Annotated in this window: 24 protein-coding genes (1 of these 24 cut by a window edge); 10 read left to right on the top strand and 14 right to left on the bottom strand. The window is 68.8% G+C overall.

What is annotated here, in order from left to right; all coding sequences use genetic code 11:
- Window positions 1-24: 24 nt before the first annotated feature.
- From GNX71_RS30320 to purU, 3 genes are all read right to left on the bottom strand, one after another.
- Window positions 25-1272 carry a serine protease gene (locus GNX71_RS30320; protein ID WP_206175847.1) on the bottom strand — a complete coding sequence of 416 codons (1248 nt, stop codon included), beginning with the start codon at window positions 1270-1272 and terminating at the stop codon, window positions 25-27.
- Window positions 1269-1985 carry a DUF2846 domain-containing protein gene (locus tag GNX71_RS30315; protein WP_206175846.1) on the bottom strand — a complete coding sequence of 239 codons (717 nt, stop codon included), beginning with the start codon at window positions 1983-1985 and terminating at the stop codon, window positions 1269-1271. The genes GNX71_RS30320 and GNX71_RS30315 overlap by 4 nt, the downstream gene beginning before the upstream one ends.
- A gap of 61 nt (window positions 1986-2046) precedes the next feature.
- On the bottom strand, window positions 2047-2913 hold the full coding sequence (gene purU, locus GNX71_RS30310; RefSeq protein ID WP_206175845.1) for a formyltetrahydrofolate deformylase: 867 nt from the start codon (window positions 2911-2913) through the stop codon (window positions 2047-2049).
- Between the two features lie 71 nt (window positions 2914-2984).
- Here purU and GNX71_RS30305 point away from each other — a divergent pair, with 71 nt between their 5' ends.
- Window positions 2985-4319, top strand: coding sequence for an aminotransferase class III-fold pyridoxal phosphate-dependent enzyme (locus tag GNX71_RS30305; protein WP_206175844.1), 1335 nt, complete (start codon window positions 2985-2987; stop codon window positions 4317-4319).
- Window positions 4320-4334: 15 nt separating this feature from the next.
- On the opposite strand, the gene GNX71_RS30300 is transcribed toward GNX71_RS30305, so the two are convergent.
- The 3 genes from GNX71_RS30300 to GNX71_RS30290 form a co-directional block, all read right to left on the bottom strand.
- Complete coding sequence (locus GNX71_RS30300; protein ID WP_206175843.1) at window positions 4335-5066, bottom strand: hypothetical protein; 732 nt, start codon at window positions 5064-5066, stop codon at window positions 4335-4337.
- Window positions 5067-5115: 49 nt separating this feature from the next.
- On the bottom strand, window positions 5116-5925 hold the full coding sequence (locus tag GNX71_RS30295; protein WP_206175842.1) for an alpha/beta hydrolase: 810 nt from the start codon (window positions 5923-5925) through the stop codon (window positions 5116-5118).
- A gap of 91 nt (window positions 5926-6016) precedes the next feature.
- Window positions 6017-6871, bottom strand: coding sequence for a ChaN family lipoprotein (locus GNX71_RS30290; protein WP_206175841.1), 855 nt, complete (start codon window positions 6869-6871; stop codon window positions 6017-6019).
- Window positions 6872-6947: 76 nt separating this feature from the next.
- Here GNX71_RS30290 and GNX71_RS30285 point away from each other — a divergent pair, with 76 nt between their 5' ends.
- Window positions 6948-8021, top strand: coding sequence for an AbrB family transcriptional regulator (locus GNX71_RS30285; RefSeq protein ID WP_206175840.1), 1074 nt, complete (start codon window positions 6948-6950; stop codon window positions 8019-8021).
- A gap of 46 nt (window positions 8022-8067) precedes the next feature.
- Here GNX71_RS30285 and GNX71_RS30280 read toward each other — a convergent pair whose 3' ends face one another.
- A complete protein-coding gene (locus tag GNX71_RS30280; protein WP_042577641.1) occupies window positions 8068-8346 on the bottom strand; it encodes a DUF3567 domain-containing protein in 279 nt (92 codons plus the stop codon).
- Between the two features lie 110 nt (window positions 8347-8456).
- Window positions 8457-9638 carry a DUF3108 domain-containing protein gene (locus tag GNX71_RS30275; RefSeq protein ID WP_206175839.1) on the bottom strand — a complete coding sequence of 394 codons (1182 nt, stop codon included), beginning with the start codon at window positions 9636-9638 and terminating at the stop codon, window positions 8457-8459.
- A gap of 131 nt (window positions 9639-9769) precedes the next feature.
- Between GNX71_RS30275 and GNX71_RS30270 the strand changes: the two genes are divergently transcribed.
- Entirely contained in the window at window positions 9770-10846 is a 1077-nt protein-coding gene (locus GNX71_RS30270) for a fumarylacetoacetate hydrolase family protein (protein WP_206175838.1), read from the top strand.
- 9 nt (window positions 10847-10855) lie between these two features.
- Here the strand turns inward: GNX71_RS30270 and GNX71_RS30265 are convergent, their stop codons facing one another.
- A complete protein-coding gene (locus GNX71_RS30265; protein WP_206175837.1) occupies window positions 10856-11635 on the bottom strand; it encodes a helix-turn-helix transcriptional regulator in 780 nt (259 codons plus the stop codon).
- An 81-nt stretch (window positions 11636-11716) separates the two neighbouring features.
- On the opposite strand from GNX71_RS30265, the gene GNX71_RS30260 reads away from it, so the two are divergent.
- From GNX71_RS30260 to GNX71_RS30250, 3 genes are read left to right on the top strand one after another with little or no spacing between them, the layout of a single operon-like run.
- Window positions 11717-13480 carry an FAD-dependent monooxygenase gene (locus tag GNX71_RS30260; protein ID WP_206175836.1) on the top strand — a complete coding sequence of 588 codons (1764 nt, stop codon included), beginning with the start codon at window positions 11717-11719 and terminating at the stop codon, window positions 13478-13480.
- Window positions 13477-13710 (top strand): hypothetical protein, encoded by a 234-nt coding sequence (locus tag GNX71_RS30255; protein ID WP_206175835.1) that lies wholly within the window; start codon window positions 13477-13479, stop codon window positions 13708-13710. The genes GNX71_RS30260 and GNX71_RS30255 overlap by 4 nt, the downstream gene beginning before the upstream one ends.
- Before the next feature lie 3 nt (window positions 13711-13713).
- Window positions 13714-14688, top strand: a complete 975-nt coding sequence (locus GNX71_RS30250; protein WP_206175834.1) for a tripartite tricarboxylate transporter substrate binding protein — start codon at window positions 13714-13716, stop codon at window positions 14686-14688.
- A gap of 21 nt (window positions 14689-14709) precedes the next feature.
- Here GNX71_RS30250 and GNX71_RS30245 read toward each other — a convergent pair whose 3' ends face one another.
- From GNX71_RS30245 to GNX71_RS30235, 3 genes are read right to left on the bottom strand one after another with little or no spacing between them, the layout of a single operon-like run.
- The gene (locus GNX71_RS30245) at window positions 14710-15915 is read right to left on the bottom strand and encodes a hypothetical protein (RefSeq protein ID WP_206175833.1); all 1206 of its coding nucleotides are present in this window, start codon (window positions 15913-15915) and stop codon (window positions 14710-14712) included.
- A gap of 8 nt (window positions 15916-15923) precedes the next feature.
- Window positions 15924-16529 (bottom strand): MarC family protein, encoded by a 606-nt coding sequence (locus GNX71_RS30240; protein ID WP_206175832.1) that lies wholly within the window; start codon window positions 16527-16529, stop codon window positions 15924-15926.
- A gap of 6 nt (window positions 16530-16535) precedes the next feature.
- Window positions 16536-16949 (bottom strand): VOC family protein, encoded by a 414-nt coding sequence (locus GNX71_RS30235; RefSeq protein ID WP_206175831.1) that lies wholly within the window; start codon window positions 16947-16949, stop codon window positions 16536-16538.
- 160 nt (window positions 16950-17109) lie between these two features.
- Between GNX71_RS30235 and GNX71_RS30230 the strand changes: the two genes are divergently transcribed.
- The 4 genes from GNX71_RS30230 to GNX71_RS30215 all read left to right on the top strand — a co-directional run bounded on the left by GNX71_RS30230 (window position 17110) and on the right by GNX71_RS30215 (window position 21975).
- On the top strand, window positions 17110-18249 hold the full coding sequence (locus tag GNX71_RS30230) for a TraB/GumN family protein (RefSeq protein WP_241027092.1): 1140 nt from the start codon (window positions 17110-17112) through the stop codon (window positions 18247-18249).
- Window positions 18250-18260: 11 nt separating this feature from the next.
- On the top strand, window positions 18261-18632 hold the full coding sequence (locus GNX71_RS30225; protein ID WP_206175830.1) for a DUF2946 family protein: 372 nt from the start codon (window positions 18261-18263) through the stop codon (window positions 18630-18632).
- A 114-nt stretch (window positions 18633-18746) separates the two neighbouring features.
- On the top strand, window positions 18747-21035 hold the full coding sequence (locus GNX71_RS30220; RefSeq protein ID WP_206175829.1) for a TonB-dependent receptor: 2289 nt from the start codon (window positions 18747-18749) through the stop codon (window positions 21033-21035).
- Between the two features lie 31 nt (window positions 21036-21066).
- Window positions 21067-21975 (top strand): copper chaperone PCu(A)C, encoded by a 909-nt coding sequence (locus GNX71_RS30215; protein ID WP_206175828.1) that lies wholly within the window; start codon window positions 21067-21069, stop codon window positions 21973-21975.
- Between the two features lie 12 nt (window positions 21976-21987).
- Here GNX71_RS30215 and GNX71_RS30210 read toward each other — a convergent pair whose 3' ends face one another.
- Window positions 21988-23763 carry a phospholipase D family protein gene (locus GNX71_RS30210; protein WP_206175827.1) on the bottom strand — a complete coding sequence of 592 codons (1776 nt, stop codon included), beginning with the start codon at window positions 23761-23763 and terminating at the stop codon, window positions 21988-21990.
- Window positions 23764-23867: 104 nt separating this feature from the next.
- On the bottom strand, window positions 23868-24991 hold the 3' portion of the coding sequence (locus GNX71_RS30205; protein WP_206175826.1) for an ATP-binding cassette domain-containing protein. The gene runs 772 nt beyond the window's last position; only the last 1124 of its 1896 coding nucleotides appear in the window; the start codon falls outside the window, past its right edge; it ends in the stop codon at window positions 23868-23870.

Below are 24991 nucleotides of genomic sequence, written 5' to 3'. Positions count from 1 at the left end.
GTGACGCCGGGTTCGCGGAACCCTCTAGCGGATACTGACCAGTTCGAGGGTCTCGCGTACCTGGAATGCGATGCCGCCGGCTCCCCCCCGCGTCTGAGCTTCGAACCGGACGACGCGTCCGAGTTCGGACGAGTACCAGACCTCGGCCCAGTACTTGCCGTACTGGTTGCCATAGACTGAACCCGCATTCGCGAAGCGCTGCGTGTAGCCGCGGTACTCGATGCGCACTGCCTTGATCTCCTGGCCGCCGACTTTCACGACGGTGTCTTCCATCACCGTGGCGTCGAGCTCCATGTTGATGCGCGATCCGCCGAAGACGGTGCTGTAGCGCGTCCGCCAGGCGGCTTCTTCCTTGAGATTCGCCTTGCCCCAGCCGCCGGGCGGCATGGCCGCGTCGAAGTCGCCCGCGATGGCCGTGGTGACGCTGACCACTTCGCCACCGGGCTTCTCGATCCAGCCGCCGTTGTTGAAGCTGATGCGATCGTCGGTGGCCGGGTCGGCTTTGTAGAACACCTTGCGGTAGGTGTTGGTCAACCGGTCGTGCAACTGGTATTCGATGACGCTCGGCCGGCTTGCAGCAGCGATAGCGCCCGTCGTCGTCGCGCTGCCGGCCGTTGCCATCGGAGGCAGCGCGGCCAGGCGTTCGACGGCCACGCGGCCGCGCGCGGGCAGTTCGGCAATCCATGCCGAGGGCATCGCGAGATTGGCCGCGGGCGTCGTGCCCAGCAGTCCCACCAGCCGGCCCTGGGCGTCGAACAGCCCGGCGCCGCCGAGCCCCTTTTCGACGGGCGATGCGAGTTGCAGTGCTTCGAGTTCGCCCGCACCACCGCGTCGCACGCCGGCGAGCATGCCGATGCCGAGCGTGAGTTCCTTGCCTCTCGGCGCCCCGACGATGTAGAGGGGCATGCCGACCTGCAGTGCCGTCGCCGGCGCCATGGCGACGATGGGCGGCGTGAAGTTGGCGATCCGCAGCTGGCACAGGTCGCGCTCGACATCCGGAAATTCCAGCGTCGCGCCGTAGCTCACGTTGTCGCGCTTCAGTGCCACCGAGCTGGCCTTCGCGAGCAACTGGCAGCTCGTGACGGCCGTGCCCGGTCCGGTGGCCACCGCGCTGCCGGTGGCCAGGGTCTTGCCTTGCGCGTCGCTGGCCTGCACCACCCATACGGCAGGGGACACGCGCGCGAAGAGCGCATCGGGCGCGAGCGGGGCCTGGGCCGAAGCGGGAAGGGAGACCGCCAGGGTCAGTGCGAAGGGAGCGAGCAGATGTCTCATCGGGTGGGCTGCAGGAGCAGTCGGAGATCGTTGACGGGCGTCTTGGCGAAAGGCGTGGCCTCGGAGGCTACGGGAACAGGGACAGGGACAGGGACAGGGGCGGGGTTCGGAGCGGGCGCAGCCGCCGGTTGAACGGCAACGGCCGCAGGCGCTGGCACATTCGGCGCGACCGCCGCTTGCCGGACGGGAGTCGCGGTCGCAGTCGCAGCGGCGGCCGTGGGCGTTGCAGGGAGCGGTGGTGCAGCCGGCGTCGTACTCGCCGCCTTGGTCGAGACCGGCGCCGTGCCGCCGTAGGCCAGCGGCGGCAATGCGCTGCGGCCTTCCGTTTCGCCGACCCGCGCGAACGCCGGGCGGCCGACGAGAAAGCCGATGCCGACGCTCATCCGCACATACGCGGTCTGCTTGGGCCGCAGCACGATGTCGATGCTGCCCTCGGCCTCGGTCTGGGCGGTGGCCCGGTAGGTGCCGGCGGGCCTGTCGATGAAGAAGAAGCTGTTGGGTTGCGACTTGCCGACGACCTGGCCGTTGACCACGACCTCGGGCTGGACCGCCATACCCACGATCGAGTCGCGATAGAAGTAGATGCGGCCGTCGTTCTCGCCGAGCGAGGGGAGGCTTTGCGAAACCTCCGAGAAACGCGGCCCGGTGGCCGAACATCCGAACAGGCAGGCTGAAAGAACAGCCAGCAAGAACCCACCGAACCAACGTCGCATTGCGCCTTCTCCTCTTTTGGCGCCGGATGCTACACCCGCCTGCAGCGGCGGGTGCCGGGGGTCAGCGGAAGACGACCGTCCGGTGCCCGTTCAGCAGCACGCGGTGCTCGCTGTGCCACTTCACCGCGCGGGCCAGCACCTGGCTCTCGGTGTCGCGGCCGCGAGCCGTGAGGTCTTCGACGGTGTCGGTGTGGTCGGCGCGGGCCACGTCCTGCTCGATGATCGGGCCTTCGTCGAGGTCGGCCGTCACGTAGTGGGCGGTGGCGCCGATCAGCTTCACGCCGCGGTCGTGCGCCTGGTAATAGGGCTTGGCGCCCTTGAAGCTCGGCAGGAACGAGTGATGGATGTTGATCGCACGGCCCGCGAGGCTCTTGCACAGGTCGTTGCTGAGGACCTGCATGTAGCGCGCGAGCACCACGAGCTCGGCGCCCTCGGCTTCGATGATCTCCAGCTGCTTGGCTTCGGCCTGTGGCTTGGTCGCGGCCGTCACCGGGATGTGATGGAACGGCACGTTGTAGCTCGCGGCCAGCTGGTAGAAGTCGCGGTGGTTCGAGATGATCGCGCGCACGTCGATGGACAGGAGGCCGCTCTTCCAGCGGAACAGCAGGTCGTTGAGGCAGTGGCCTTCCTTGCTCACCAGGATCACCGTCTTCATCGGCTCGGCGGCGGCATGCAGCTGCAGGTTCATGCCGAAGCCGGCAGCGAAGGTCTTGAGTTCTTCGCGTAGCGCCGCTTCACCGTGGTCGCCGCAGGCGAAGCGCACGCGCATGAAGAACAGGCCCGTACCGTGGTCGTTGTACTGGGCCGCCTCCTCGATGTTGGCGCCCCGCTCGAGCAGGAAGCCCGAGACGGCATGCACGATGCCCGTGCGGTCGGGGCACGAGAGGTTCAGGATGTAGGCGGGCGAGGTAGGAGTTGGGGTCGTCATCAGGGGCGTAATTGTGGCAGGGGTGCCAGAATCGCGATTTTCCCCTCGACAGATAACCGCAGGAGCGAGACATGGCCTTCCAGGACTTCAACATGGGCAACCAGTGGTTGCCCTTCACCCCCAACCGCCATTTCCAGAAAGACCCGCGCGTCTTCGTGGCGGCCGACGGCATGGAATTCACCACGCACGACGGCAAGAAGGTGATCGACGGCGTCTCCTCGCTCTGGTGCGTGGGCGCGGGCCATAACCGCAAGCCCATCAACGAGGCCATCAAGACGCAGCTCGACACGCTCGATTACGCCACCGCCTTCCAGGTCAGCAACGACAAGGCCTTCCGCGCGGCCGAGATGATCGCCGCGCTCGCCCCGGGCGATCTCAACAAGGTGCTGTTCTGCAATTCGGGCAGCGAGGCCGCAGACACCTCGATGAAGGTGGCGCTGGCCTATCACCGCGCACGCGGCGAAGGCCACCGCAACGTGTTCATCGGCCGCGAGAAGGGCTACCACGGCGTGGGCTTCGGCGGCATGTCGGTGGGCGGCATCCCGGGCAACCGCAAGGTGTTCGGCTCGGCCTTTTTGCCGCGCGTGGACCACATGCGCTTCATCCACGATCCGGTGAACCACGCCTACATCCACAACGAGGAGCCGGTGTGGGCCGAAGACCCGCTGGTCGAACTCGAGACGCGCATCCTGCCGCTGCATGACCCGAGCAACGTGGCCGCGATCATCGTGGAGCCGGTGGCCGGTTCGGCCGGCTGGTACCTGCCGCCCAAGGGCTACCTCAAGCGCCTGCGCGAAATCTGCGACAAGCACGGCATCCTCCTCATCTTCGACGAGGTCATCACCGGCTTCGGCCGCATGGGCACCAACTTCGCGTCGGACTATTTCGGCGTGGTGCCCGACATGCTGAACTTCGCCAAGTGCGTGACCAACGGCGTGATTCCGCTGGGCGGCGTGATCTGCCGCGACAAGCTCTACGACGCGATGATGAAGACCGACGCACCCGAGCACGTGGTCGAGTTCTTCCACGGCTACACCTATTCGGGCCATCCGGTGGCCTGCGCCGCGGCCATCGCCACGCTCGACCTCTTCAAGGAGGAGAACCTGTTCGCCCGCGCCGGCGAGATGGGCAAGGTGCTGGGCGATGCGTTCCACAGCGCCTTCAAGGGACTGCCCAACGTGATCAGCATCCGCAGCCTCGGCCTTGCCGCCGCGGTGGAGCTCGCGCCCATCGCGGGCGCGCCGGGCAAGCGCGCCTTCGAGATCTTTTTGGACTGCTTCCACAAGGGCGCGCTGGTGCGGCCCGCGGGCGACGTGCTGGTGATGGCGCCGCCGTACATCGTGGAGAAGTCGCACATCGACACGCTGGTGAATACGCTGGCGGATTCGATCAAGAAGCACGCCTGAGCGGATCGGTTCGCGCTATTCGCAGATGTGGACGTTCGGCTGCTTCTCGTAGCAGCCGACCGACTTCGTCGTCGCGGCGCAGCGGCCGGGGGTGGAGGAAGAGGCCTGGGGTGGCTTCTCGCAATTGTTCTGGCAGTCCCAGTCGCCCATGCAGACCTTGCCGCCGTCGGTGGTTGGCGTGACGCATTGGGCTGTCTTGGACAAGCCACGCATCTCCCACCTGCCGGCCTTGCCCACGCAGTCGGCCTTGCGCGACACCAACGCGCTCACAGGCTCCCGGCAATCCGTGGCTGCCGCCCACATGCGCGGGCCCTCGATGCGCCAGGACAATTCCGCGCATCCCTGGGGGCTGCGTATCCGCAAGTCCGAGGCGTTGGCGCGAACGCTGGGCAATGCCTCTATCTGCCACTGGCATACCGCGCTTTTGGGATCGCATCCCCTGTCAAGAGGGATGTACTGCTCGATCATCGACTCCCCCTGGGCGTTGAAAGCGACGGCTTGCTGATCGCAGAAGATGAAGTAGATGGGCTCGCCGCCTTGCGCTGTACTCTTCCAGATCAAGGTCTGGTGTTCGCAGCGGCCGAACAGGTTGGCGAGCACAGGGAGGTTGCCGATGCGTGAGATGGCACGTCGGTCCGACGCCGTCGGGGAGGAATCGCCGAGCCATTTGACTGGTGCCCGTCCGTAGGCCTGCGGCGCAAGCAGGCTCAACAGCGTTGCGACAAGAAAAACGATGCGTGTGCCCATGAGAATCCTTTGTCTGTCTGCACAGGAGCACGCAACTGCGGCCCGCGGGCTACGGACCGACGAAGTCGGCAATGGCCTGCACCGCGGGTTGATCCAGTCCCCCGAAGCCGTGCGTCGCCTGGTGGCCGCAGAGGTCCCCGACCGGCTTGCCACCGCCCAGCTTGACCACCGACTTGCGCGATGCGCCCGAGAGCCGGTCGACCACGAGCGGCAGGCCACGCGGCGCGGTGACCGAGCAGGCATCTTCTTCGTGCTGCAGCACCAGCACGGGCACGCGGATGTCTTCCAGCGGAAGGTGCGTCACCGCTTTTCCTGACGTGAAGGCGGAGTCGCTCGAAATCGGGGAGGCGAGTACCAATCCGTCGGGTCCCGCAGGCGCCGCACCCAGCTTCAAGGCCGCGGAAACCGTCGACTCCGTGCCGCGGCTGTGACCGATCAGCCAGACCGGCACGCCGGTCTGCTCCCGGAGCCATTTGACGGTGGCGCCGATGTCGGCAGCGTGCTCGGCGCTGTCGCGAAATCCACCGAGCCCCGAGCGCTTGTCTGAGGGCGCATCGATCACCACGACGGCGATGCCTCGCTGCGCAAAGAGGCCGCGCGTGCGAACGAGAAAGCCCTGGTCGCCCCAGCCCATGCTGCCGTTCGGAAAGAACTTCAACGATCCGTGCCCACCGGCAATCAGCACGGCGGCGGCGCGCGGCTTCGCATCCGGCTCGACGTACAGCATGCGCTGCGTGATGCCCGGTCGCGTCGGAAGGTCGACGATGCTTTCCTTGGCGACGGCGTGCGTCGCCGACAGCGCCAGGAGACCGGTCGCCGTCCATCGGATGACGATGCTTCGCGCGCGTGTGAAGACCATGCAATTCCCCCCCCGTTGTTTGAATCGGCGCGGTGTCCCCGCCCTTGGCCGACGCCACTATATCGGCGGCCTTCCGGCCGTTCGCAAGCGTTCAGGAGGCCGCCGGTGCCTTGGCGGGCCGGCGCAGCTCGGCGCAGTAATCCTTCTCGGGCAGCGGCGGCGTCAGCCAAGTCTTGTCGTATTCACCCGGCGGGGTGGTGTTGGTCGCCGAGGCCAGCAGCCGCACCGAGGCAATCTTCACGTCGTCCGGCAGGTGCTGCGGCACGCCGAGCGCGCGCACCGCGTGGCCGGCGCCGGCGATCAGCAGCACGGTCCTGCCCGGTTGGCGCGCCTTGATGATGGCCTGTGCCATGGCGCGGTCGCGGCCCACCTGGATGCGCGTCATCGGGATGATCTGCGACTCGGGCAGCAGCTTGCAGTGGCCTTCGCGCACGGCGTCCTGCTGCGCGGTGTAGGCCTCGCCGTTGAGCTGCACGTCGAGCGACACGTCGGCCATCGCGTCCTTCATGCGCGCACGAGGCAGGTTGGCGCCGACGACCGGCACGCCGGCGCGCACGGCCGCCATCACGGCCGGGCCGTAATTGGCCCAGGGCCAGGCCTTGTCGCTCCAGCCGAGGGCGGTCTGCACCTGGGCCTCGCTCGCGGTGGGGGCGAGCTGCGCGGTGCTGCGGCCTTCCTCGGCCATTTCGAGCGCCAGCGCGGCGAGCTGGCCGCGCGCGACCAGCGCCTCGACGGTTTCGCGCTCGATCGCATGGTGCTCGGGCGCATCGTGCTGCTCGCCGAGCAGCAGCGCATCGACCGGAAGCAGGGCCGAGACGCGGTTCGCGACGGGCGCATCGGGGCCGGGCGGAAAAAGGGGTGACGGGGAGCACGCCGCCAAGGCGGCCGCGGCCAGCAGCGGGAGCAGGAAACGTGGAGCCCGCGCGGGCCAGCGTTGAAAGGACATCGAGCCATACTATCCCCGCGGTGCATGCGCACCGTGCCATCCATTTGCGCTTTTCCCTGTCCCTTTTTCCTCGTTCGTGCCTTTCCGTTTTCACCTTCGCGTGCTGGCCACGCTGCTGCTTGCACTGGCCGCGGCGGGCGCCTGCCTCGCACTGCACACGCCGCTGCCCTGGATGATCGGCCCGCTGCTGGCGGTGTCGCTCGCCTCGATCGCGGGTGCGCCCACCGCCAGCTCCACGCCGCTGCGCAATGCGGGGCAGTGGACCATCGGCACCGCGCTCGGCCTCTACTTCACGCCGCATGTGGTGTCGCTGGTGGCCGGCGTCTGGTGGGCGATTGCGTTGGCCATCGCCTGGGCGCTGCTGCTGGGCTGGGGCTTCGGGCGCTGGCTGCATGGGCTGCATGCCGCGCGCATGCCGCATGTGCCGCCGCGCGCCATGAGAGCCACGACTTACTTTGCGGGCGCCATCGGCGGCGCGTCGGAGATGACGCTGCTGGCCGAGTCGGCCGGCGCCCGCACCGACCTCGTGGCCGCGGCGCACAGCCTGCGGCTGGTGGTGGTGACGGTCACGATCCCGTTCGCGATGCAGTGGAGCGGGCTGCAGGGCCTGGAGATCAACCCGCCCGGCGTGCGCGAGGTGAACGCGGGCGGGCTGGCGCTGCTCGCGCTGGCCACGGGCATCGGCGGCCTCGCGATGCGCGCGCTGGGCCGCACCAACCCGTGGTTCATCGGGCCGCTGCTGGTGGCGATGGGCTTCACGATCGCCGGGCAGTCGCTGTCGGCGGTGCCCACCTGGATGTCGAATGCGGCGCAGCTCGTGATCGCGGTGAGCCTGGGCGTGCGCTTCAGCCGCGAGTTCCTGCACACGGCGCCGCGCTGGCTGGGCTCGGTGGCGCTGGGCACCTTCGCCATGCTGGTCCTGTGCGGCGGGGTGGCGTGGCTGCTGGCCCGGGCGACCGGGTTGCATCCGGCCACGATGCTGTTGAGCACCTCGCCGGGTGGCATCGCCGAGATGGCGATCACGGCCAAGGTGCTGCAGCTCGGGGTGCCGGTGGTGACGGCGTTCCAGGTGTGCCGGTTGGTGGCGGTGCTGTTGCTGGTGGGGCCGATGTTCCGGTGGATCTACCTGCGCAAGACCGCGCGCCCATGAAAAAAGCGCCCGATGGGGCGCTTTCTTTCCATGGCCGTTCGGGCGCTCAGTGCACCAGCACGGGCGTGTGGGCCAGTTCGGCGTAGCCCTCGAGGGTGTCCTCGACTTCTTCCTGCGTGGGGGTGTTGAGCTGCCAGGCGGCGATCTGCTGCTGGAACAGCTCGGCCCAGGAACCGTCGAGGTACACCTCTTTGCCCGAGCGCTTGTCCACGATTTCGAATCCGTGGCGCTCCAGCACCGGGACATTGGGCTTCGCGGGCTCGTCGCCGTCATTCGGCTGCACGTGCACGACGACGAAGGACTCCGAGTCGTAAAGCATGTTCATGGCGGGCCCAGTGAGGATGTCGATGGCGTTCATAACGGGTTAGATAGCAATCAACGCGCCAGTTTCAAGAACAGTTGTCGCCGGACGGTTAACTTGTGAGCCTTTTTGCCTCAATTGGCGGGCCCTTCGGGTAGGGGTTTGCGCAATTGGGCGTCAGCGAAGTCGCCGTTTGCCTCGGTTTGCTTGATGCGGACGGGCAGGTAGCCGTACTTCGGCGCCAGCCAGAGCTCCAGTTTCCGGTCGAATTCCTTGCGCGGCGTGCGGGTGAGCTTGCGCGCGGTGTATTCGCCAGCCGGAAGCTGCAGCTTTTCCTCGTCGCCGACCACGAAGACCCAGACGTCGCCGTCGCGCACGCCCACGGTCTGGACCGAGATCCGGGTGCCCGCCGGGTAGCGGTCGGGGCTGGCCGCCAGCAGGCCGCCCAGCTGCATCATGACGCTCATGCGGTCCTGTGCACCGGGCTGCAGAGGCACGCTGGGTGCCTGGTTGCTGAAGATGACCTGCCCCTGGTCGCGCGCGAAATGCGAGGCCACCTCGGCCTTGCGGCTCTCCGAATAGCGCTCGGGTTCGAGGCCCGAGGGGCCGATCTTGCCGGTGCTGTGCCAGTTCAGCAGGGTGAAGAACACCGCCTTGAGCGTGAGCCGCCCGTCGTAGCGGCTGCCGTCCTGCAGCCAGACCAGTTCGCCGAACACGCCGCGCTGCGGGGAGGCGCCGGTCTGGCCGGTGGCTTCGAAATCGAGGGTGACGGAGCCGGGAATCCGCAGCGCCTGGGTGCCGGCGATGGTGCCGGAGGCTTCGCTGCCGGTGGCCGCCGTGCCGCCCGGGGTGCCGCTTCCGGTGCCGGCGGCGGCAGGCGCGGCTTCCGGGGCGGGTGCGCTGGCGGGCGCTTCGGGTGGTGTTGCTCCTGAATCGGTAGCAGCCTGCGCCGTCAGGTCGGGCGTTTCCGGGGTGGGTTGCGTGGATGCGTCCGGCTCGGGCAACGGCTTCGGCTTGGGCGGCGTCGGGGCGCGCGGGCGCCGGGGCTTGGCCGGCGATGGCGGCTTGGCCTCGACCGGCGCGGCGGCAGGCGCCGGTGCCGCGGGCTTGTCCGCCGCGGGCGGCGCGATCACGATGGTCCGGGTGATGAACTTGCTCGCGAGCGGCGAGGGCTCCGGTCCGACCGCCATCGGCGCCACCCCGAGCACCAGCAGGTGCACCAGCGCGACCGCCAGCGTCAGCCCGACCAGCACCCGCCAGGACGGACGCCCGGGCAGGCCCGTGGACAGCGAGGAAGGAGCGACGAGCGTCGACATCAGGTGTGGAGTGGGCGTTTGCACGGAGGTTCAGAAGGGCCACCTCGGTAAACTGCCGCCCGTTCAACCAGTTTAGTGGGAGCGGCGCCCGGCCTTCGTGTCCGCCCGTGTCCCTCATCACGCACCGCATCATGAAACTCGCCACCCTGAAGGACGGCTCGCGCGACGGCCAGCTCGTCGTTGTCTCGCGCGACCTCACGCTCGCCCACTACGCCACCGGCATCGCGAGCCGGCTGCAGCAGGTGCTGGACGACTGGGGCTTCATGAGCCCGCAGCTGCAGGACCTGTACGACGCCGTCAACACCGGCCGTGCGCGCCATTCGTTTCCCTTCGATCCCGCGATGTGCATGGCCCCGCTGCCGCGTGCCTACCAGTGGGCCGACGGCTCGGCCTACATCAACCACGTCGAACTGGTGCGCAAGGCGCGCAACGCCGAAGTGCCCGAGAGCTTCTACACCGATCCGCTGATGTACCAGGGCGGCAGCGACGACTTCCTCGGCCCGGTCGACGACGTGATCGTGCCCAGCGAAGCCATGGGCATCGACTTCGAGGCCGAGATCGCCGTCATCACCGGCGACGTGAAGATGGGCGCCACGCCCGACCAGGCGCTGGACGGCATCCGCCTCGTGATGCTGGCCAACGACGTGAGCCTGCGCAACCTGATTCCCGCCGAGCTGGCCAAGGGCTTCGGTTTCTTCCAGAGCAAGCCCGCCACCGCCTTCAGCCCCGTGGCCGTGACGCTGGACGAGATTGGCGAAGCCTGGCAGGACGGCCGCGTGCACCTCACGCTGCAAAGCAGCTGGAACGGCCGCAAGGTCGGCATGTGCGATGCCGGCCCGGAGATGACCTTCCACTTCGGCCAGCTCATCGCCCACATCGCCAAGACGCGCAACGTGCGCGCCGGCAGCATCGTGGGCAGCGGCACGGTGAGCAACAAGGGCGTCGAGAAGAAGGACGGGCAGATCGATTGGCCGAAGGGCTATTCGTGCATCGCCGAGAAGCGCTGCATCGAGACCATCCAGACCGGCGCGCCCGTCACTGAATTCATGAAGTTCGGCGACACGATCCGCATCGAGATGAAGGGGCTGGACGGGCGTTCGCTGTTCGGGGCGATCGATCAGGAGATCGTGTCGACGAATGGACGGCCGAAGGAGGCGCCGGTGTCGTTGGTGAAGCCGGCGGCGGAAGAAGAAGCCGCGGAAGACTGAGCCTGAAGATCAGCGCGGCCCGGCGCCGCGCAGCAGTTCCTTCTGCGTCCTGATCCCCAACCGCCGGAACGCCCGGTACTGATGTGTGCGCACCGTCGTCAGCTCCACCCCGATCTCCCGCGCCGCTTCCTTCGCAGTCTTGCCCGCCATCAAGTGGCCGATGACCTCGCGCTCGCGCAGGCTCAGCGTCAGCAACCGCGAGGCGAGGGCGGGCGCCGCGGACTCCCGCGCCGCCATCGCACTGCGGCCATGCGCCGCGGTGGCGTCGGCCAGCAGCGTTGCATGCGCCTCGATCCGCGCGAAGTCGCCCGCATCGAACTCCGGCTGCGCAAGGCTGCGGTAGAAGCTCACCGCCACGCGCTGGCCGGTCGGCAGCAGCAACAGCACGGAGGCCCGTTCGCGGATGCCGACATCGCCATAGCAGGCGGCGCGGTAGGCCGGGTCGGCCACCTCCTCGGCGCGCTGGTGGCCCAGCCAGAGCTGCGCGCGCCGGGGCAGCTTGCGGGCCGCGAGCCAGGCCATGTTGGGGTCGAGCAGGTCGAAGCGTTGCTCCACATAGCGCTCGGTGGTGCGCTCGGCCGTGCTGCCGTAGCTGCTGGCGGCCGATACCGCCTCGATGCGGCCCGTGCTGCTCACCGCGAACACGGTGCAGAAGGTCACCGGCATCACGCGCTGCATCGCCTTGAGATAGCTCGTGGCCAGGTGCGGCGTGCCCACGCCGGAGAGCACGTCGCCGACGACGGCCGCGGCCAGCGCCGCGTCGGTGGGGTGGATGCGCCAGCGTCTCATGCGTTCAGGTGAATCGAGGGTAATTACTTCATACGAAGTTATGACATCGGCAGCCGCCGTGCATCGGGACAATCCCGTTGCATGACGAACCCCACCGTTGTTGCCGCCTCCGATGCCGCGAGCGGCCCCGTGCCGCCGACTCTGAGCGCGACCGAATTGCCGCCGTCGGTCGGCGCCTTCGACTACACCCGCTACAAGGTCTGGACGCCGCCGCTCGAGGCGGATGGCATCGAGCCCGGCCGCCATCCGGTGGTGATCGCGGGCGGCGGGCCGGTCGGCATGGCGCTCGCATTGGGGCTCGCGAACCACGGCGTGCGCTGCGTGATCCTCGAGGCCGACGACACCGTGTGCGTCGGCAGCCGCGCGGCCTGCATCTCGCGGCGCAGCCTGGAGATCATGGAGCGGCTCGGCGTGCGCGAGTCGTTCATGGCCAAGGGCCTGCCGTGGACCGGCGGGCGCAGCTGCTACAAGACGGCCGAGGTGTTCCGCTTCGAGATGCCGCACGACGCACAGCAGAAGCTGCCGCCGATGATCAACCTGGAGCAGTACTACGCCGAGCACTACCTGCTCGAGGAAATCTTCCGCCGCAATGAGGCGACGCCGGGGCTCATCGACATCCGTTGGGGCACCGAGCTCACGGGGCTCGCGCAGGCCGACGACGGCGTGACGTTCGACGTGCGCAACGCCGAGGGCAGCTATCGCCTGCAGGGCCACTGGCTCGCGGCCTGCGACGGCGGCCAGAGCTTCGTGCGCAAGGCGCTCGGCCTCTCGCTCGAAGGCACGGGCTACGAAGGCCGCTACGTGATCATCGACATCGAGCTGCACAGCGACCACCCGACCGAACGCCGCGCATGGTTCGATCCGCCCTGGAACCCCGGCTCGACCGTGCTGATGCACCGCCAGCCCGACGACATCTGGCGCATCGACTACCAACTGCGCGTTGGCCAGAGCACCGAGGAGGCACTGCAGCCCGCGGCTGTCGCCGAGTTCGTGCAGCGCCATCTCGATGCGATCGGCGAAGGGCATCTGCCGTGGAAGACGGTGTGGACCTCGGTCTACCGCGCGGGCGCGATGACGCTCGAGAGCTATCGCCATGGCCGCGTCGTGTTCGCGGGCAACGCGGCGCATGCGATGCCGATCTTCGGCGTGCGCGGGCTCAACTCGGGCTTCGACGATGCGGACAACCTGGCGTGGAAGCTGGCGCTGGTGGCGCGCGGCGTGTCGGATGCGGCGCTGCTGGATTCGTACTCGCAGGAGCGGATCGCGGCCTTCCACGTCAATGCGGAGAACGCGATGCGCAGCACGGAATTCATGTCGCCGCCGTCGCGCGGATTCGACTTGCTGCGTGAGGCGGCGCTGTCGCTGTCGGAAGAACATCGGGGCATCGCGCAGCTGATCAATCCGCGGCAGACGCAGGCGGTGCGCTATGCGGAATCGCCGTTGTCGAGCGAGGGCGATGTGCTTCGCGCAGGCCCGTTGCCGGGCGAGGTGATGCCGGAACAGCAGCTCGAACAAGGGCATCTGACCGATCTGATCGCGCCGGTCTTCACGCTGCTGGTGCTGCGGCCGAATGGCAATGCCGCACAACCGCCCGAAGGCGACGTGGCTCGGGCCCAGCAAGGAGCATTGCCCTTCGCTGTCCGCACCATCGCCGCTCCAGGCATCGACGGCGCCGATGCGCATGCGAACCCTGCCGTCTTCGAAGCCCTCGGCGCACGCGACGGCGCGATCTACCTGCTGCGCCCCGACGGCCACGTGGCCGCGCGCTGGCACCGCATGCCATCCGGCACGTTGCAAAGCGCGCTCGCCCGCGCCGCCGTTTCACTGGAGCCCGTCGTCGCATGAGCCACACCGCATCTCTCCAGCCTGACGTCCGCGACCGGCTCTATGCCGAGTGCGCGCGCGCCATCACCGAAGCGGGCGCCGAGCGCGAATCGCTCTTCCTCGCACGCCTGGCGCTGCTGCTGTTCGAGCAGGTCGGCGACGAGGCGCGCTGCCGCGCCGCGCTCGCCGATGCGCTGCGCGCGCTGCCCGTACCATCGCTTTCCGCAACCCAACTACAACCAGGAGACTGATCCATGGATCGCCGCACCCTTCTCGCCACGCTCGCATCCGGCGCCGCCGTGGCGGCCTCGCCCTTCGCCCATGCGCAGGAGTACCCCGCGCAACTCGTCAAGTGGGTCGTGCCGTATCCGGCGGGCGGCGGCACCGACGTCATCGCGCGCGTGCTGGCCGAAGCCATGCGCCAGACGCTGGGCCAGCAGATCGTGGTGGACAACCGCCCCGGCGCCTCGACCAACATCGGCGCCGACATCGTCGCCAAGAGCAAGCCCGACGGCTACACGATCCTCTCGGCCGACAACGCGGTGCTGGCCTTCAACGAGCACCTGTTCAGCAAGCTGCCGTTCAGCCCCGAAAAGGACTTCACCTACATCGGCGCCATCGGCAAGTTCCCGTTGGCACTGGTGGTGCATCCGGACTTCCCGGCGAAGAACTTCAAGGAGTTCCTGGCCTACGTGAAGGCCAACCCGGGCAAGGTCAACTACGCCTCGCCCGGCAACGGGTCGCCGCACCACCTGGCGATGGAAATGTTCAAGGTGCGCACCGGCACCTTCATCACCCACATTCCGTACCGCGGCGCCGCACCCGCGATGGCCGACGTGATGGGCGGGCAGGTGCCCTGCATGTTCCTCGACCTCGCCTCGGGGCTGCCGATCATGCAGAGCAACAAGGTGCGCGTGCTGGCCATCGGCTCGGGCGCGCGCAGCAAGCCGCTGCCCAACGTGCCGACGCTGGCCGAAGTGGGCGTGCCCAACACCGAGGTGTTCGCGTTCCAGGGCATCCTCGGCCCGGCGGGCCTCTCGCCCGCGGTGGTGAGCAAGCTCAACGGCGACCTGAACAAGGCCTTCAGCACGCCGGCGGTGCAGAAGCGCTTCGACGATTTCGGGATGGAGGCGATGCCCGGCACGCCGGCACAGTTCGCGGCGCTGTCGCGTGCCGAGTCGAAGCGTTGGGGTCCGATCATCAAGCAGGCTGGCATCAAGCTGGACTGATGCTCGACGCGCGGGCCTCGCCTATTGCGTGAAGGCCTTGCGCGAGCCGTCTTCGAAAACCTCGTCGTCGCGCTGCAGGTCGCCGTTCTCGTCCCACGCGCGCTCGCGCGTCACCCGGCCCTTGGGATCGAAGTGCGATTCGGCCAGCAGCGTGCCCTTCTCGTTGAAGCGCTGGTGCGTGCCGATGGGCACCTGGCGGCTGCGGCCCGGCGCGAGATAGCGGCCCTGCGCGGCGCGCTGGCCGCTGTCGTAGAACTCGGTGACCTCGACCACGCGCGCCGTGCCGGTGCCGCTGTACACCGCCTTGCTGCGCGGCTGGCCGTTCAGGTAGAAGCTGTCGTCGCGCAGCGGCTCGCCTGCGGGCGTCCAGCGCTGGTCGCGCACCACGGTGCCTTTTTCGGAGAACTCCTGCTCGCGCTGCCGGATGGCGGTGCGCTCGACCAGCAACCACACGGTCTCGCGGCGCTTGACGCCTTCCGATGAAAAGCTGCGCTCGATGCGCTGGTTGCCGGTGGTCTCGTCGAGCGTCGAGGGCTTGCCGTTGTCGTAGAACTCCTGGCTGCGCACGCGCTTGCCCGCAAGGTACGACACCCGCGAGCGCAGCGTGCCACGCGCATCGAACAGGTCGACCTGCGATGGGCCGCCGCTCGTGAAGCCGCACAGCTTCGCGTCGTCGGCCACCGGCGCCAGCACCGGTGCCCCGCCGCAGCGCAGCATCGACATCTGGCCGCGCTCGGTGAATTCGACAACAGCGCGCTCGGGGCCGGTGCCGGTGTCGGGGTAGAAGGTGGCGCGCCGCACCTGGCCGCCGGGGTAGAAGCTGCGCACCAGCCCGCGCTCCTGGCCGTCGTCGTAGACGGCCTCGCGCAGCACCTGGCCGGCGGGCGAGAACTCGCGGGCGCGGCCCTGCATGTTGCCCTTGGCGTTGATGGTGTGCTCGCGCGCGAGCTTGCCCTTTTCGTAGAAGCGCACCAGGCCCATGAAGACGCCGTTCTGCACCTGCTGCTCGCGCTGGAGTTCGCCGCTCGTGCCGTCCTTGCAGCGCATGAGGCCGGTCTTGCCGGCCGTGGTGCTGCCGTTGGAAGGGCTCACGCTCTGGCCGTTGAGTTCGCAGACCTGCACCGCCTGGGCGGCGCTCGCGCCGAAGAGGAACGGCAGCGGAATCAGGGTGGTCAGCGTGAGCCGGAAGATCCGGGCTGCCACATGGGGCTCCGCGAAGAAGGGCATGTGGACAGCTACCTCCCCATTTCCGAAGCCAGGAGCTTGACGCCGCGGATCATCATCTCGACCGACACCGCCACCAGGATCAGCCCCATCAGACGCTCGAAGGCCAGCACCAGTCGTTCGCCGACCAGCCGCTGGATGCGCTCGGCCAGCACCAGCACGATGGCGCACACCGCCATGGTGACGCTGAGCGCGGCCACCCATTCGAGGCGCCGCTCGGGCGCCTGCGACACCAGCAGCATCACCGTGGCCAGTGCCGAGGGGCCGGCCAGCGCGGGCACGGCCAGAGGCACGATCAGCGGTTCTTCGGTAGGTGCCGCGACAGGCACGGCGCCGTGCTCCGGCGGAAAGATCATGCGCAGCGCGATCAGGAACATCACCACGCCGCCCGCGATCTGCAGCGAGAGGCCCGACAGCCCCATCACTCGGAGGAACCCGTCGCCCACGAACATGAAGCCCAGCAGCAGCGCGAAGGCGATCAGCACCTCGCGCACGATCACCCGGGTGCGCCGCTCGGGCGCCACGCCCTTGAGCGCATTGGCAAAGATCGGGATGTTGCCCAGCGGATCGGTGATCAGCAGCAGCAACACGGTGGCCGATGCGAAGGTATATCCCACTGGGCTTTACTTGTCGTAGAGGGTGTCGAGGGAACGGAAGCCCTTGACCTCGATCGGATTGCCGAAGGGGTCGCAGAAGAACATCGTCCATTGCTCGCCCGGCTGGCCCTCGAAGCGCACCTGGGGTTCGAGCACGAAATCGGTGTTCGCGGCTTCCAGCCGTTCGGCCAGCGCCTGCCAGTCGGGCAGGGCCAGCGCGAGGCCGAAGTGCGGCATCGGGACCATCACGTCGCCGACGCGGCCGGTGCGCGCGGTGGCGAAGGGCTCGCCCAGGTGGAGCGAGATCTGGTGGCCGAAGAAATCGAAATCGACCCAGGTGTCGGTGCTGCGGCCTTCGGCGCAACCGAGGACGTCGCCGTAGAAGCGGCGCGCACCGTCGAGGTCACGCACGTGAAAGGCAAGGTGGAAGATGCTCTGCATGGTTTCGGATTATGGGCAGCGGTGCTGTGAGAATGCCGGACTTTCTTTCATCATGGAGCAGGCCTTGCGGATACGCCGGATCCTCTCTGCGCTCAGGCGCACCACTGATTTATCGGCACCTGTGCGCCTTGCGCGCCAGGTCCTGGCGGGCGCCCTCTGCGTGTTCGCATTCGCGGCGCAGGCGGCCGACTGTCCGCCCTCGGCCATTGCCAGCCTCGCCAAGCTGGGCCCGGGCGTGCGCAACGGCGTCGACCGGGGCCTGCTCTGGCGCATCGAGCGCGACGGGCGCACCTCCTGGCTCTACGGCACCATCCACATCGGCCGCGCCGAATGGGTGCGGCCCGGCCCCACCGTGCAGAAGGCGCTGGCGCAGAGCGACACGCTCGCGCTGGAGATCGATGCGCGGGACGAAGCCACCGCCCGGGTCATGGGCCAGCCGGCCGATCCGGCGCTGCTCTCGCGCATGCTCAGCGGCGAACGCGCACGCCGGCTCGACCGCCAGAACGCCGACGCTTGCGTGCCGCCCGGCGCCACGGCGAAGCTGCAGCCCATCCTGCAGGTGTCGGCGCTGGCCGGCCTGGTGGCGCGCGCCGACGGGCTGTACCCGGAATTCGGCGTCGACGAGACCATGGCGGTGTCCGCCCGCAATGCCAACAAGCCGATCGTCGCGCTCGAGAACGCGGCCGACCAGGTGAAGGCGCTGACCGGCGATTCCGAAGCGGAGGAAGCCGAGCAGGTCGATGCCGCGCTCGACGAGCTGGAGTCGGGCAAGCTGCGCGGGCAGATGAAGGAGCTGGCCGATGTCTGGGCGCGCAGCGACGCCGACAGACTGACCCGCTATGCCGACTGGTGCGACTGCCTTCGCACCCCCGCCGAGCAGCGGCTCATGAAGCGCCTGCTGGACGACCGCAACCCGGGGCTGGCCGACGGCATCGAGCGCATGCATGCGAGCGGCAAGGGCGTGTTCGCCGCCGTCGGTGCGCTGCACATGATCGGCCCGCAGGGGCTGCCGGCGCTGATGGCGACGCGCGGCTTCACCGTGACGCCGGTGCTCACCAGCGCGCAGGCGCAGACGGCGGTGCCGATGCCGGCGCTGTCGGCGCCCGAGCCGGCGCCGCGCGCTGCACGTGGCGGCAAGGCCGTGAAAGGACAGAAGGGGCAGAAAGCCCAGAAGGGCGCGCCGGCCGCGAAAGGGGCGAAATCTTCGAAGGCTGCCCCCGCGGCCAAGGGCGCCAAGGCTCCGGCCAAGGCGGCGCCCCGCGCGACCGCAGCGGCTCCCAAGGGCAAAGTGCGCAGATAATCGCGACCGCCATGCACCTGCAGCGCCCCCACCCCCGCGTCCTCGGCCAGATCGGCCGCTGGGTGCTGCTGTGGTTCATGCTGTCGCTGGGCGTGGCGGTGGCCTCGCCCATCGTGCATCCGCAGGCCATGGAACTGGTGTGCTCCAGCGCCGGCTCCATCAAGGTGGTGGTGCACACCGAGGACGGCGCGCAGGAAATGGGCGCCTCGCACATGGACTGCCCGCTGTGCGTGCTGACCGGCGCACCGCCGCCGGCCATGGCCGTGGTTTCTTTCGATATTCCCCTCCCGCTGGGCCGCGTGGTCCAGCCGATTCCCGCCGCGCGCCTTGCCGCGGCCACCGCCGCGCCGTTGCCGGCGCGCGGGCCCCCGAACCTCTCCTGAAGCTTTCCAAACCCGAGCCGCAGCGCCTGATCGATGGCGCCCGCGGCCTGTCCGGCTTGAAGTTCGTGGAGCAGGTTCCCAGTGAAAAAGCATTCCCGCGCCCTGGCGATCGCCATGGCATTTCCCCTCAGCGCGCCCTTGTGGGCGCAGCAGCAACCGGCGGCCGATGCGCCTGAAGCCGGCACCGGCCGGGCCTTGAGCACGGTCACCGTGAGCGGCGGCCGGCCGACTTCGCTGCCGGCGCAGATTCCCACCACCATCGAGGGCGTGACGCACGAGCAGATCGCCGAGACCGTCAATGCGACCGATGCCGAGGACGCCCTCAAGTACCTGCCGAGCCTGGTCGTGCGCAAGCGCTACATCGGCGACTTCAACCACGCGGTGCTCGCCACCCGCGCTTCGGGCACGGGCAACAGCGCGCGATCGATGGTCTATGCGGACGGCATCATGCTGTCGAACCCGCTGGGCAACGGCGCCACCTACGCGCCGCGCTGGGGCATGGTGTCGCCCGAGGAAATCGAGCGGGTCGACGTGCTCTACGGGCCGTTCTCGGCCGTGTACCCGGGCAACTCGGTCGGTGCTGTCGTCGACTACGTGACGCGCATGCCCACGCAGTTGGAGGCGCACGTCAAGTTGAGCGGCTTCGCCTCGAACTTCGACCTGTACAACAGCCATTCGTCGCCCGCGGGCCAGCAGCTCGACCTGTCGCTGGGCAGCCGCAGCGGCGACTGGTCGTGGTGGCTCAGCGCCTCGCGCACCCACAGCAAGGGGCAGGCGCTGGTGTTCGGCAACCGCCTGCTCAGCGCCGGCACCCTGGGCAATGCGGGCACGCCGGTCACCGGCGCGGTGCTCGGGCTGAACCCGTCGAACCAGCCGTGGTGGCTGGTGGGCGGCTCCACCATCTACGACACCACGCAGGAGCAGGCCAAGCTCAAGGTGGCCTACGACTTCTCGCCCACCATTCGCGCCACCTACACGCTGGGCGCCTGGAACAACACCACGCACGGCGGCGTCGACACGTACCTGCGCGATGCGCTCGGGCGGTCGGTGTATTCGGGGCGGGTGAACATCGCCGGGCGCACCTACAACCTCGACGCGCCCAGCGCCGCGCTGGCCCCGACCGAGACCGCGCTCACGCATTACATGCACGGCCTCTCGGTGAAGAGCCACACTGGCGGTGTGTTCGACTGGGAGGTGGCGGCGAGCCTGTTCGACTATTCGAGCGACACCTCGCGCACGCCAACCACGCCGCTGCCGGGCGCTTTCGACGGAGGTCCGGGGCGCACCACCGACATGGGCGGCTCGGGCTGGAACACCTTCAAGGCGGCAGGCACCTGGCGGCCCACCGGCTCGGCCGAGGGCGTGGGCGCGCACGTGGTCGACTTCGGCTTCCAGCAGGACACGGCACGGCTGCGCACCAGCGTCGGCAACACGCTCGACTGGATCAACGGGCCGGCCGTCACGCCGTTCTCGGCCTTCAACGGCAACACCCGGCTGCAGTCGCTCTACGTGCAGGACACCTGGCGCTTCGCGAAGGACTGGAAGACCACGCTCGGCCTGCGCCATGAGCGCTGGGAGGCCTATGGCGGCCAACTGGGCAACGCGACGCGGCTGCTTGATTTCGCGCCGCGCAAGAACAGCTTCGACTCACCCAAGGCGGCCATCGCCTGGCAGGCCACGCCCGACTGGCTCTTCAAGGCTTCGACCGGCCGCGCGGTGCGCATGCCCACGGTGAGCGAGCTCTACCAGGGCTCGATCGACGGCAACCGCATCGTCAACACCAATCCGAACCTGCGCCCCGAGCGCTCGTGGACCACCGAGCTCACCGCCGAGCGCGACCTCAAGGGCTGGGGTCTGGACGGCATGCTGCGCACCACGCTGTTCTTCGAGAACACGAAGGACGCGCTCTACAGCCAGGCGCTCAACAACCTGGTGAGCACGGTGCAGAACGTCGATGCCATTCGCACCCGCGGCCTGGAGGTGGCGCTGAATGCGGTCGACGTGGGCGTGAAGGGGCTCGACCTGGGCGGCAGCCTGACGCTCACGAACTCGAAGATCACCGCCAACAGCGGCTTCCCCGCGAGCGTCGGCCAGGAGCAGCCGCGCGTGCCCAAGGTGCGCGCCGCGCTGCTGGCCACGTACCGGCCCGATGCCAAATGGAGCTACACCGTCGGCATGCGCTACAGCGGCAAGCAGTACGGCTCGCTGGACAACAGCGACCCCAACGGCTTCGCGTACATGGGCTTCTCGAAGTTCTTCGTGGTGGATGCGCGCGTCCGCTACCGGATCGACCGGCAGTGGAGCGCGGCCTTTGGCATCGACAACCTGAACAACAACAAGTACTGGGCCTTCCACCCGTACCCGCAACGCACCTACGTGGCCGAACTCAAGTTCGACCTTTGACACCTTCATTCATCTGCAAGGACACGACGACATGAACACCCCTCGCTTCAAGATCCAGAAGACCCTCGCCGCCTGCGCCCTGCTGGGTGGGGCGGCTGCCGCGCTCGCGCACGTCACCCTGCCGCCGGGCGGCGTCACCGTCGGCAGCGACTACAACGCCGCCTTCCGCGTCGGCCATGCCTGCGAAGGCGCCACGGCCACCACGGGCCTGGCGGTGCGCCTGCCCAAGGGTTTCGTGCTGAGCGACGCCCAGGCCCGCAAGGGCTGGAAGCTCGACGTGCAGAAGAACGCCGGCGACGGCGAGGTGCGCTGGACCGCCGAGACCCCGCAGGACGCGCTGCCCGGCAAGGAGCGCAGCGAATTCGTGCTGCGCGGCAAGGTGCCGGGCACGCCGGGCACGCTGTGGTTCAAGGTGCTGCAGACCTGCGATGTCGGTGTCGCCGATTGGGCCGAAGTGCCGACGTCGGGCAATTCGACCGCGGGGCTCAAGGCGCCGGCCGCGAGGCTCAACGTGGTGGCGCAGGGCGTGGCCACGGTCGATGTGCAGGGCGGCTGGGTGCGCCAATCGGTGCCAGGCCAGAGCGGCACGGGCGCCTTCATGAAGCTCACCGCCCCCACCGGCGCGAAGCTGGTCGGCATCTCGACGCCCGCGGCCGGCGTGGCCGAGGTGCACGAGATGAAGATGGAAGGCGACACCATGAAGATGCGCGAACTCGCGGGCGGGCTCGACCTGCCCGCGGGCCAGACCGTCGAGCTCAAGCCCGGCGGCTATCACGTGATGATGATGGACCTGAAGGGCGCGCTGGCGAAGGGCGCGACCGTGCCGTTCACCCTGAAGTTCGAGGACGCCAAGGGCGTGAAGACCGCGCTGGACGTGACGCTGCCCGTGGGCGCGCCGGAGGGCGCCGATGCTGGCGGAGCCCACCAGCACAAGCACTGACCTGATCGGCCGCTAGAGCAGCTGGTCGGGCGCCAGCGGGCCGAAGAGCTTGAGCATCAGGCGCAGCGTGGCGCTGGCGTCGGGCTCGGTGGTCGTGTCCGCGAGGCCGCTGCCTTCGGGGGCGTGCCAGATCAGCGCGCCGTTGACCTGTTCGACGTGCCAGGAGCGCTCGCGCATGCCGCGCTCGATCTGCTCGCCGGCCACGCGCGAGAGTTCGTCGCTGCGGATCAGCAGCGCGATCTCGGTGTTCTGAAGTTGCGAGCGCAGGTCGAGGTTCATCGAGCCGACGACCAGCAGCCGCCCGTCCATCACCAGCACCTTGGAGTGCAGCATTGCGCGCGATTCGCCGGTGGCACTGCTGCCACCGCCCGAGGAGCCGGAGCCGAAGACCGTGCCGAAGGTGGTCTGCTCGCTGCGCAGCTCGTAGAGCTCGACGCCCATCTTCAGCAGCTCTTCGCGGTGCCGCGCGTAGCCGACGTGCGCCACCGGCGCGTCGTTCGAGGCCAGCGAATTGGTCAGCACGCGAATCTTCACGCCGCGGGCACGTGCCGCGGCAAAGGCCTGTTTCATGTCCTGGCCGGGCACGAAGTAGGGCGAGATGATGAGGAGCTCGGAGCGCGCCTGGCCGATCAGCTGCAGCAGGCCTTCGACCACGGTGTCGCCGCTGGCGGCCGCGTCCGATGCGGCTTCGAGCGACGCGGTGCGGCGCGAGGGCGGCGACGCTGCATTCGAGGCGCGAGGGGCGCGCCCGGCGTCGGCGGACTGGCTCACCACGAGGCCCGGGTCGCGCGTCGCGCCGGGGCCGGTGTCGGCCGGGATCTTGCCGGGCTGGTCGGCCAGCATCACGGCCGGCGCCCAGACGAAGGTGGCGGTGCGCAGCTCCAGCGGTTTCTCGTCCCAGGCGCGAGCGCGTTGGGCGGCGGTGGGCGGTGCGTCGGGCTTGGGTGCGCTTTCGGGCGCGCCGGGATCGTCCTTCCTGGCTGCTGCGGCTTCGTCGGTGATTTCCTTGTCGGCCTTGCGCGCGCGTTCGCGGATCTCCTGGAATTCCTCGCGCGAGACCAGCGACTGCACGGGATAGGCGCGCTCGTTGTTCCAGTAGCTGTCGAAGCTGCGCGAGAGGTCCTGCACGATCGGGCCGGCCGCGAGCACGTCGAGATCGACGAAGTTGCCGGTGGTCGCATTGCCGAAGTAGGCGTCGCCGAGGTTGCGCCCGCCGGTGACGCCGAGCACGTTGTCGGCCAGGAACAGCTTGTTGTGCATCCGCTGCTGGATACGCGAGGCATCGCCGATCGAATTGATGAGCCGGCTGAAGGTGGAATCGCGCGCACCCGCGAGCGGGTTGAAGAGGCGCATCTCTATGTTGGGAATGAAGGCCAGGCCCAGCACCAGCGCGTCGCGGCCGGTGCTGTGGAAGTCGTCGAGCAGGATGCGAACGCGCACGCCGCGCTCGGCCGCCGCCCGGAGGCCTCGCACGAGGCGGCCCGTACTCGCATCGGCGTGGATGGCGTAGTACTGCAGGTCCAGCGTCTTCTGCGCGCCTTCGATCAGCGCAAGCCGGCTGCCGTACGCCGCGGGCGGTCCACCCAGCAGCATGAAGCCCGACTCGAAGCGAGCCTTGTCGGCCTGGCGGCGCTGGCGGACCAGCGCACCGAATGCGGTGTCGTTCGGCGAGGCGAGCGCGGTCGAGACGGGGCGGTCGACGTCTTTCGGCAGTTGGGCGCAGGCGCCCAGCAGCAATGCCGCGATGAGCACGGCATGGCGGCCGAAGTGCGTGAAGGGTGAAGGCATGCGGCGATTCCCGGGGGATTGGGGTAGCCGCATATATAGCCTAGTCGGCGCCCGCCATGCGTCGGACGGGCGGACGCGAGGCGGGGCTTTGGCGCTCGACTTGATCAGCGCGCGACGCCCAGCTCTTCCTGTCGTTCGAGGGCGGCGAGCAGTTCGTCGTCGATTCGGGCGTGGCGTTCGCTCAGCTCGACGGCGCGCGAGGCGTCGGAAGCGTAGATGGCGCCGCCGTCGAGTTCGAGCATCTCGGTGATGCGCTTCTGCTCGGCTTCGAGGGCTTCGATCTGGGCGGGGAGGGCTTCGAGTTCGCGCTGCTCTTTATAAGAGAGCTTCTTGCGGGGAGGGGTTGCCGCCTTGGGGGCGGCCTCGGCGACCGGAGCGGGGGCGGGCGCAGCAGGCGGTGCCGCTGCGAGGCGCTGTTCGGCGATCTCGCGCGCGCGCTTGGATTGGATCAGCCAGTCCTGCACGCTGCCTTCGTACTCGCGCCAGCGGCCGTCGCCCTCGAAGGCGATGGTGCTGGTGACCACGTTGTCCAGGAATGTGCGGTCGTGGCTCACGAGGAAGACGGTGCCGTCGTAGTCCTGCAGCAGGTTCTCGAGCAGCTCCAGGGTGTCGATGTCCAGGTCGTTGGTCGGCTCGTCGAGCACCAGCACGTTGGCGGGGCGGGCGAACAGGCGGGCCAGCAGCAGGCGGTTGCGCTCGCCGCCGCTGAGCGATCGCACGGGGGAGTTGGCGCGCGCGGGGGAGAAGAGGAAGTCGGAGAGGTAGCTCTTGACGTGCTTCTTCTGCGAGCCGATCTCGATCCATTCGCTGCCGGGGCTGATGAAGTCTTCCAGCGTGGCGTCCAGGTCGAGCTTGTCGCGCATCTGGTCGAAGTACGCGACCTGCAGGTTGGTGCCGCGGCGGATCTTGCCGCTGTCGGGTTCGAGTTCGCCGAGGATGAGCTTGAGCAGGGTGGTCTTGCCCGCGCCGTTCGGACCGAGCAGGCCGACCTTGTCGCCGCGCAGGATGGTGCCGCTGAAGTTGCGGATGACGGTCTTCTCGCCAAAGGACTTGGTGGCCTCGGTGAGCTCGGCCACGATCTTGCCGCTCGACTGGCCCGAGGCGACGTCCATGTTGACGCTGCCCTGCACCTCGCGGCGGGCGACGCGGCTCGCGCGCAGCTCCTGCAGGCGGGTGATGCGGCTCTGGCTGCGGGTGCGGCGGGCTTCGACGCCCTTGCGGATCCAGA

Origin of the sequence: Variovorax sp. RKNM96, from assembly GCF_017161115.1 — a bacterium.
GTDB lineage: Bacteria > Pseudomonadota > Gammaproteobacteria > Burkholderiales > Burkholderiaceae_C > Variovorax.
This window is presented reverse-complemented; position numbering and strand designations above follow the sequence as displayed.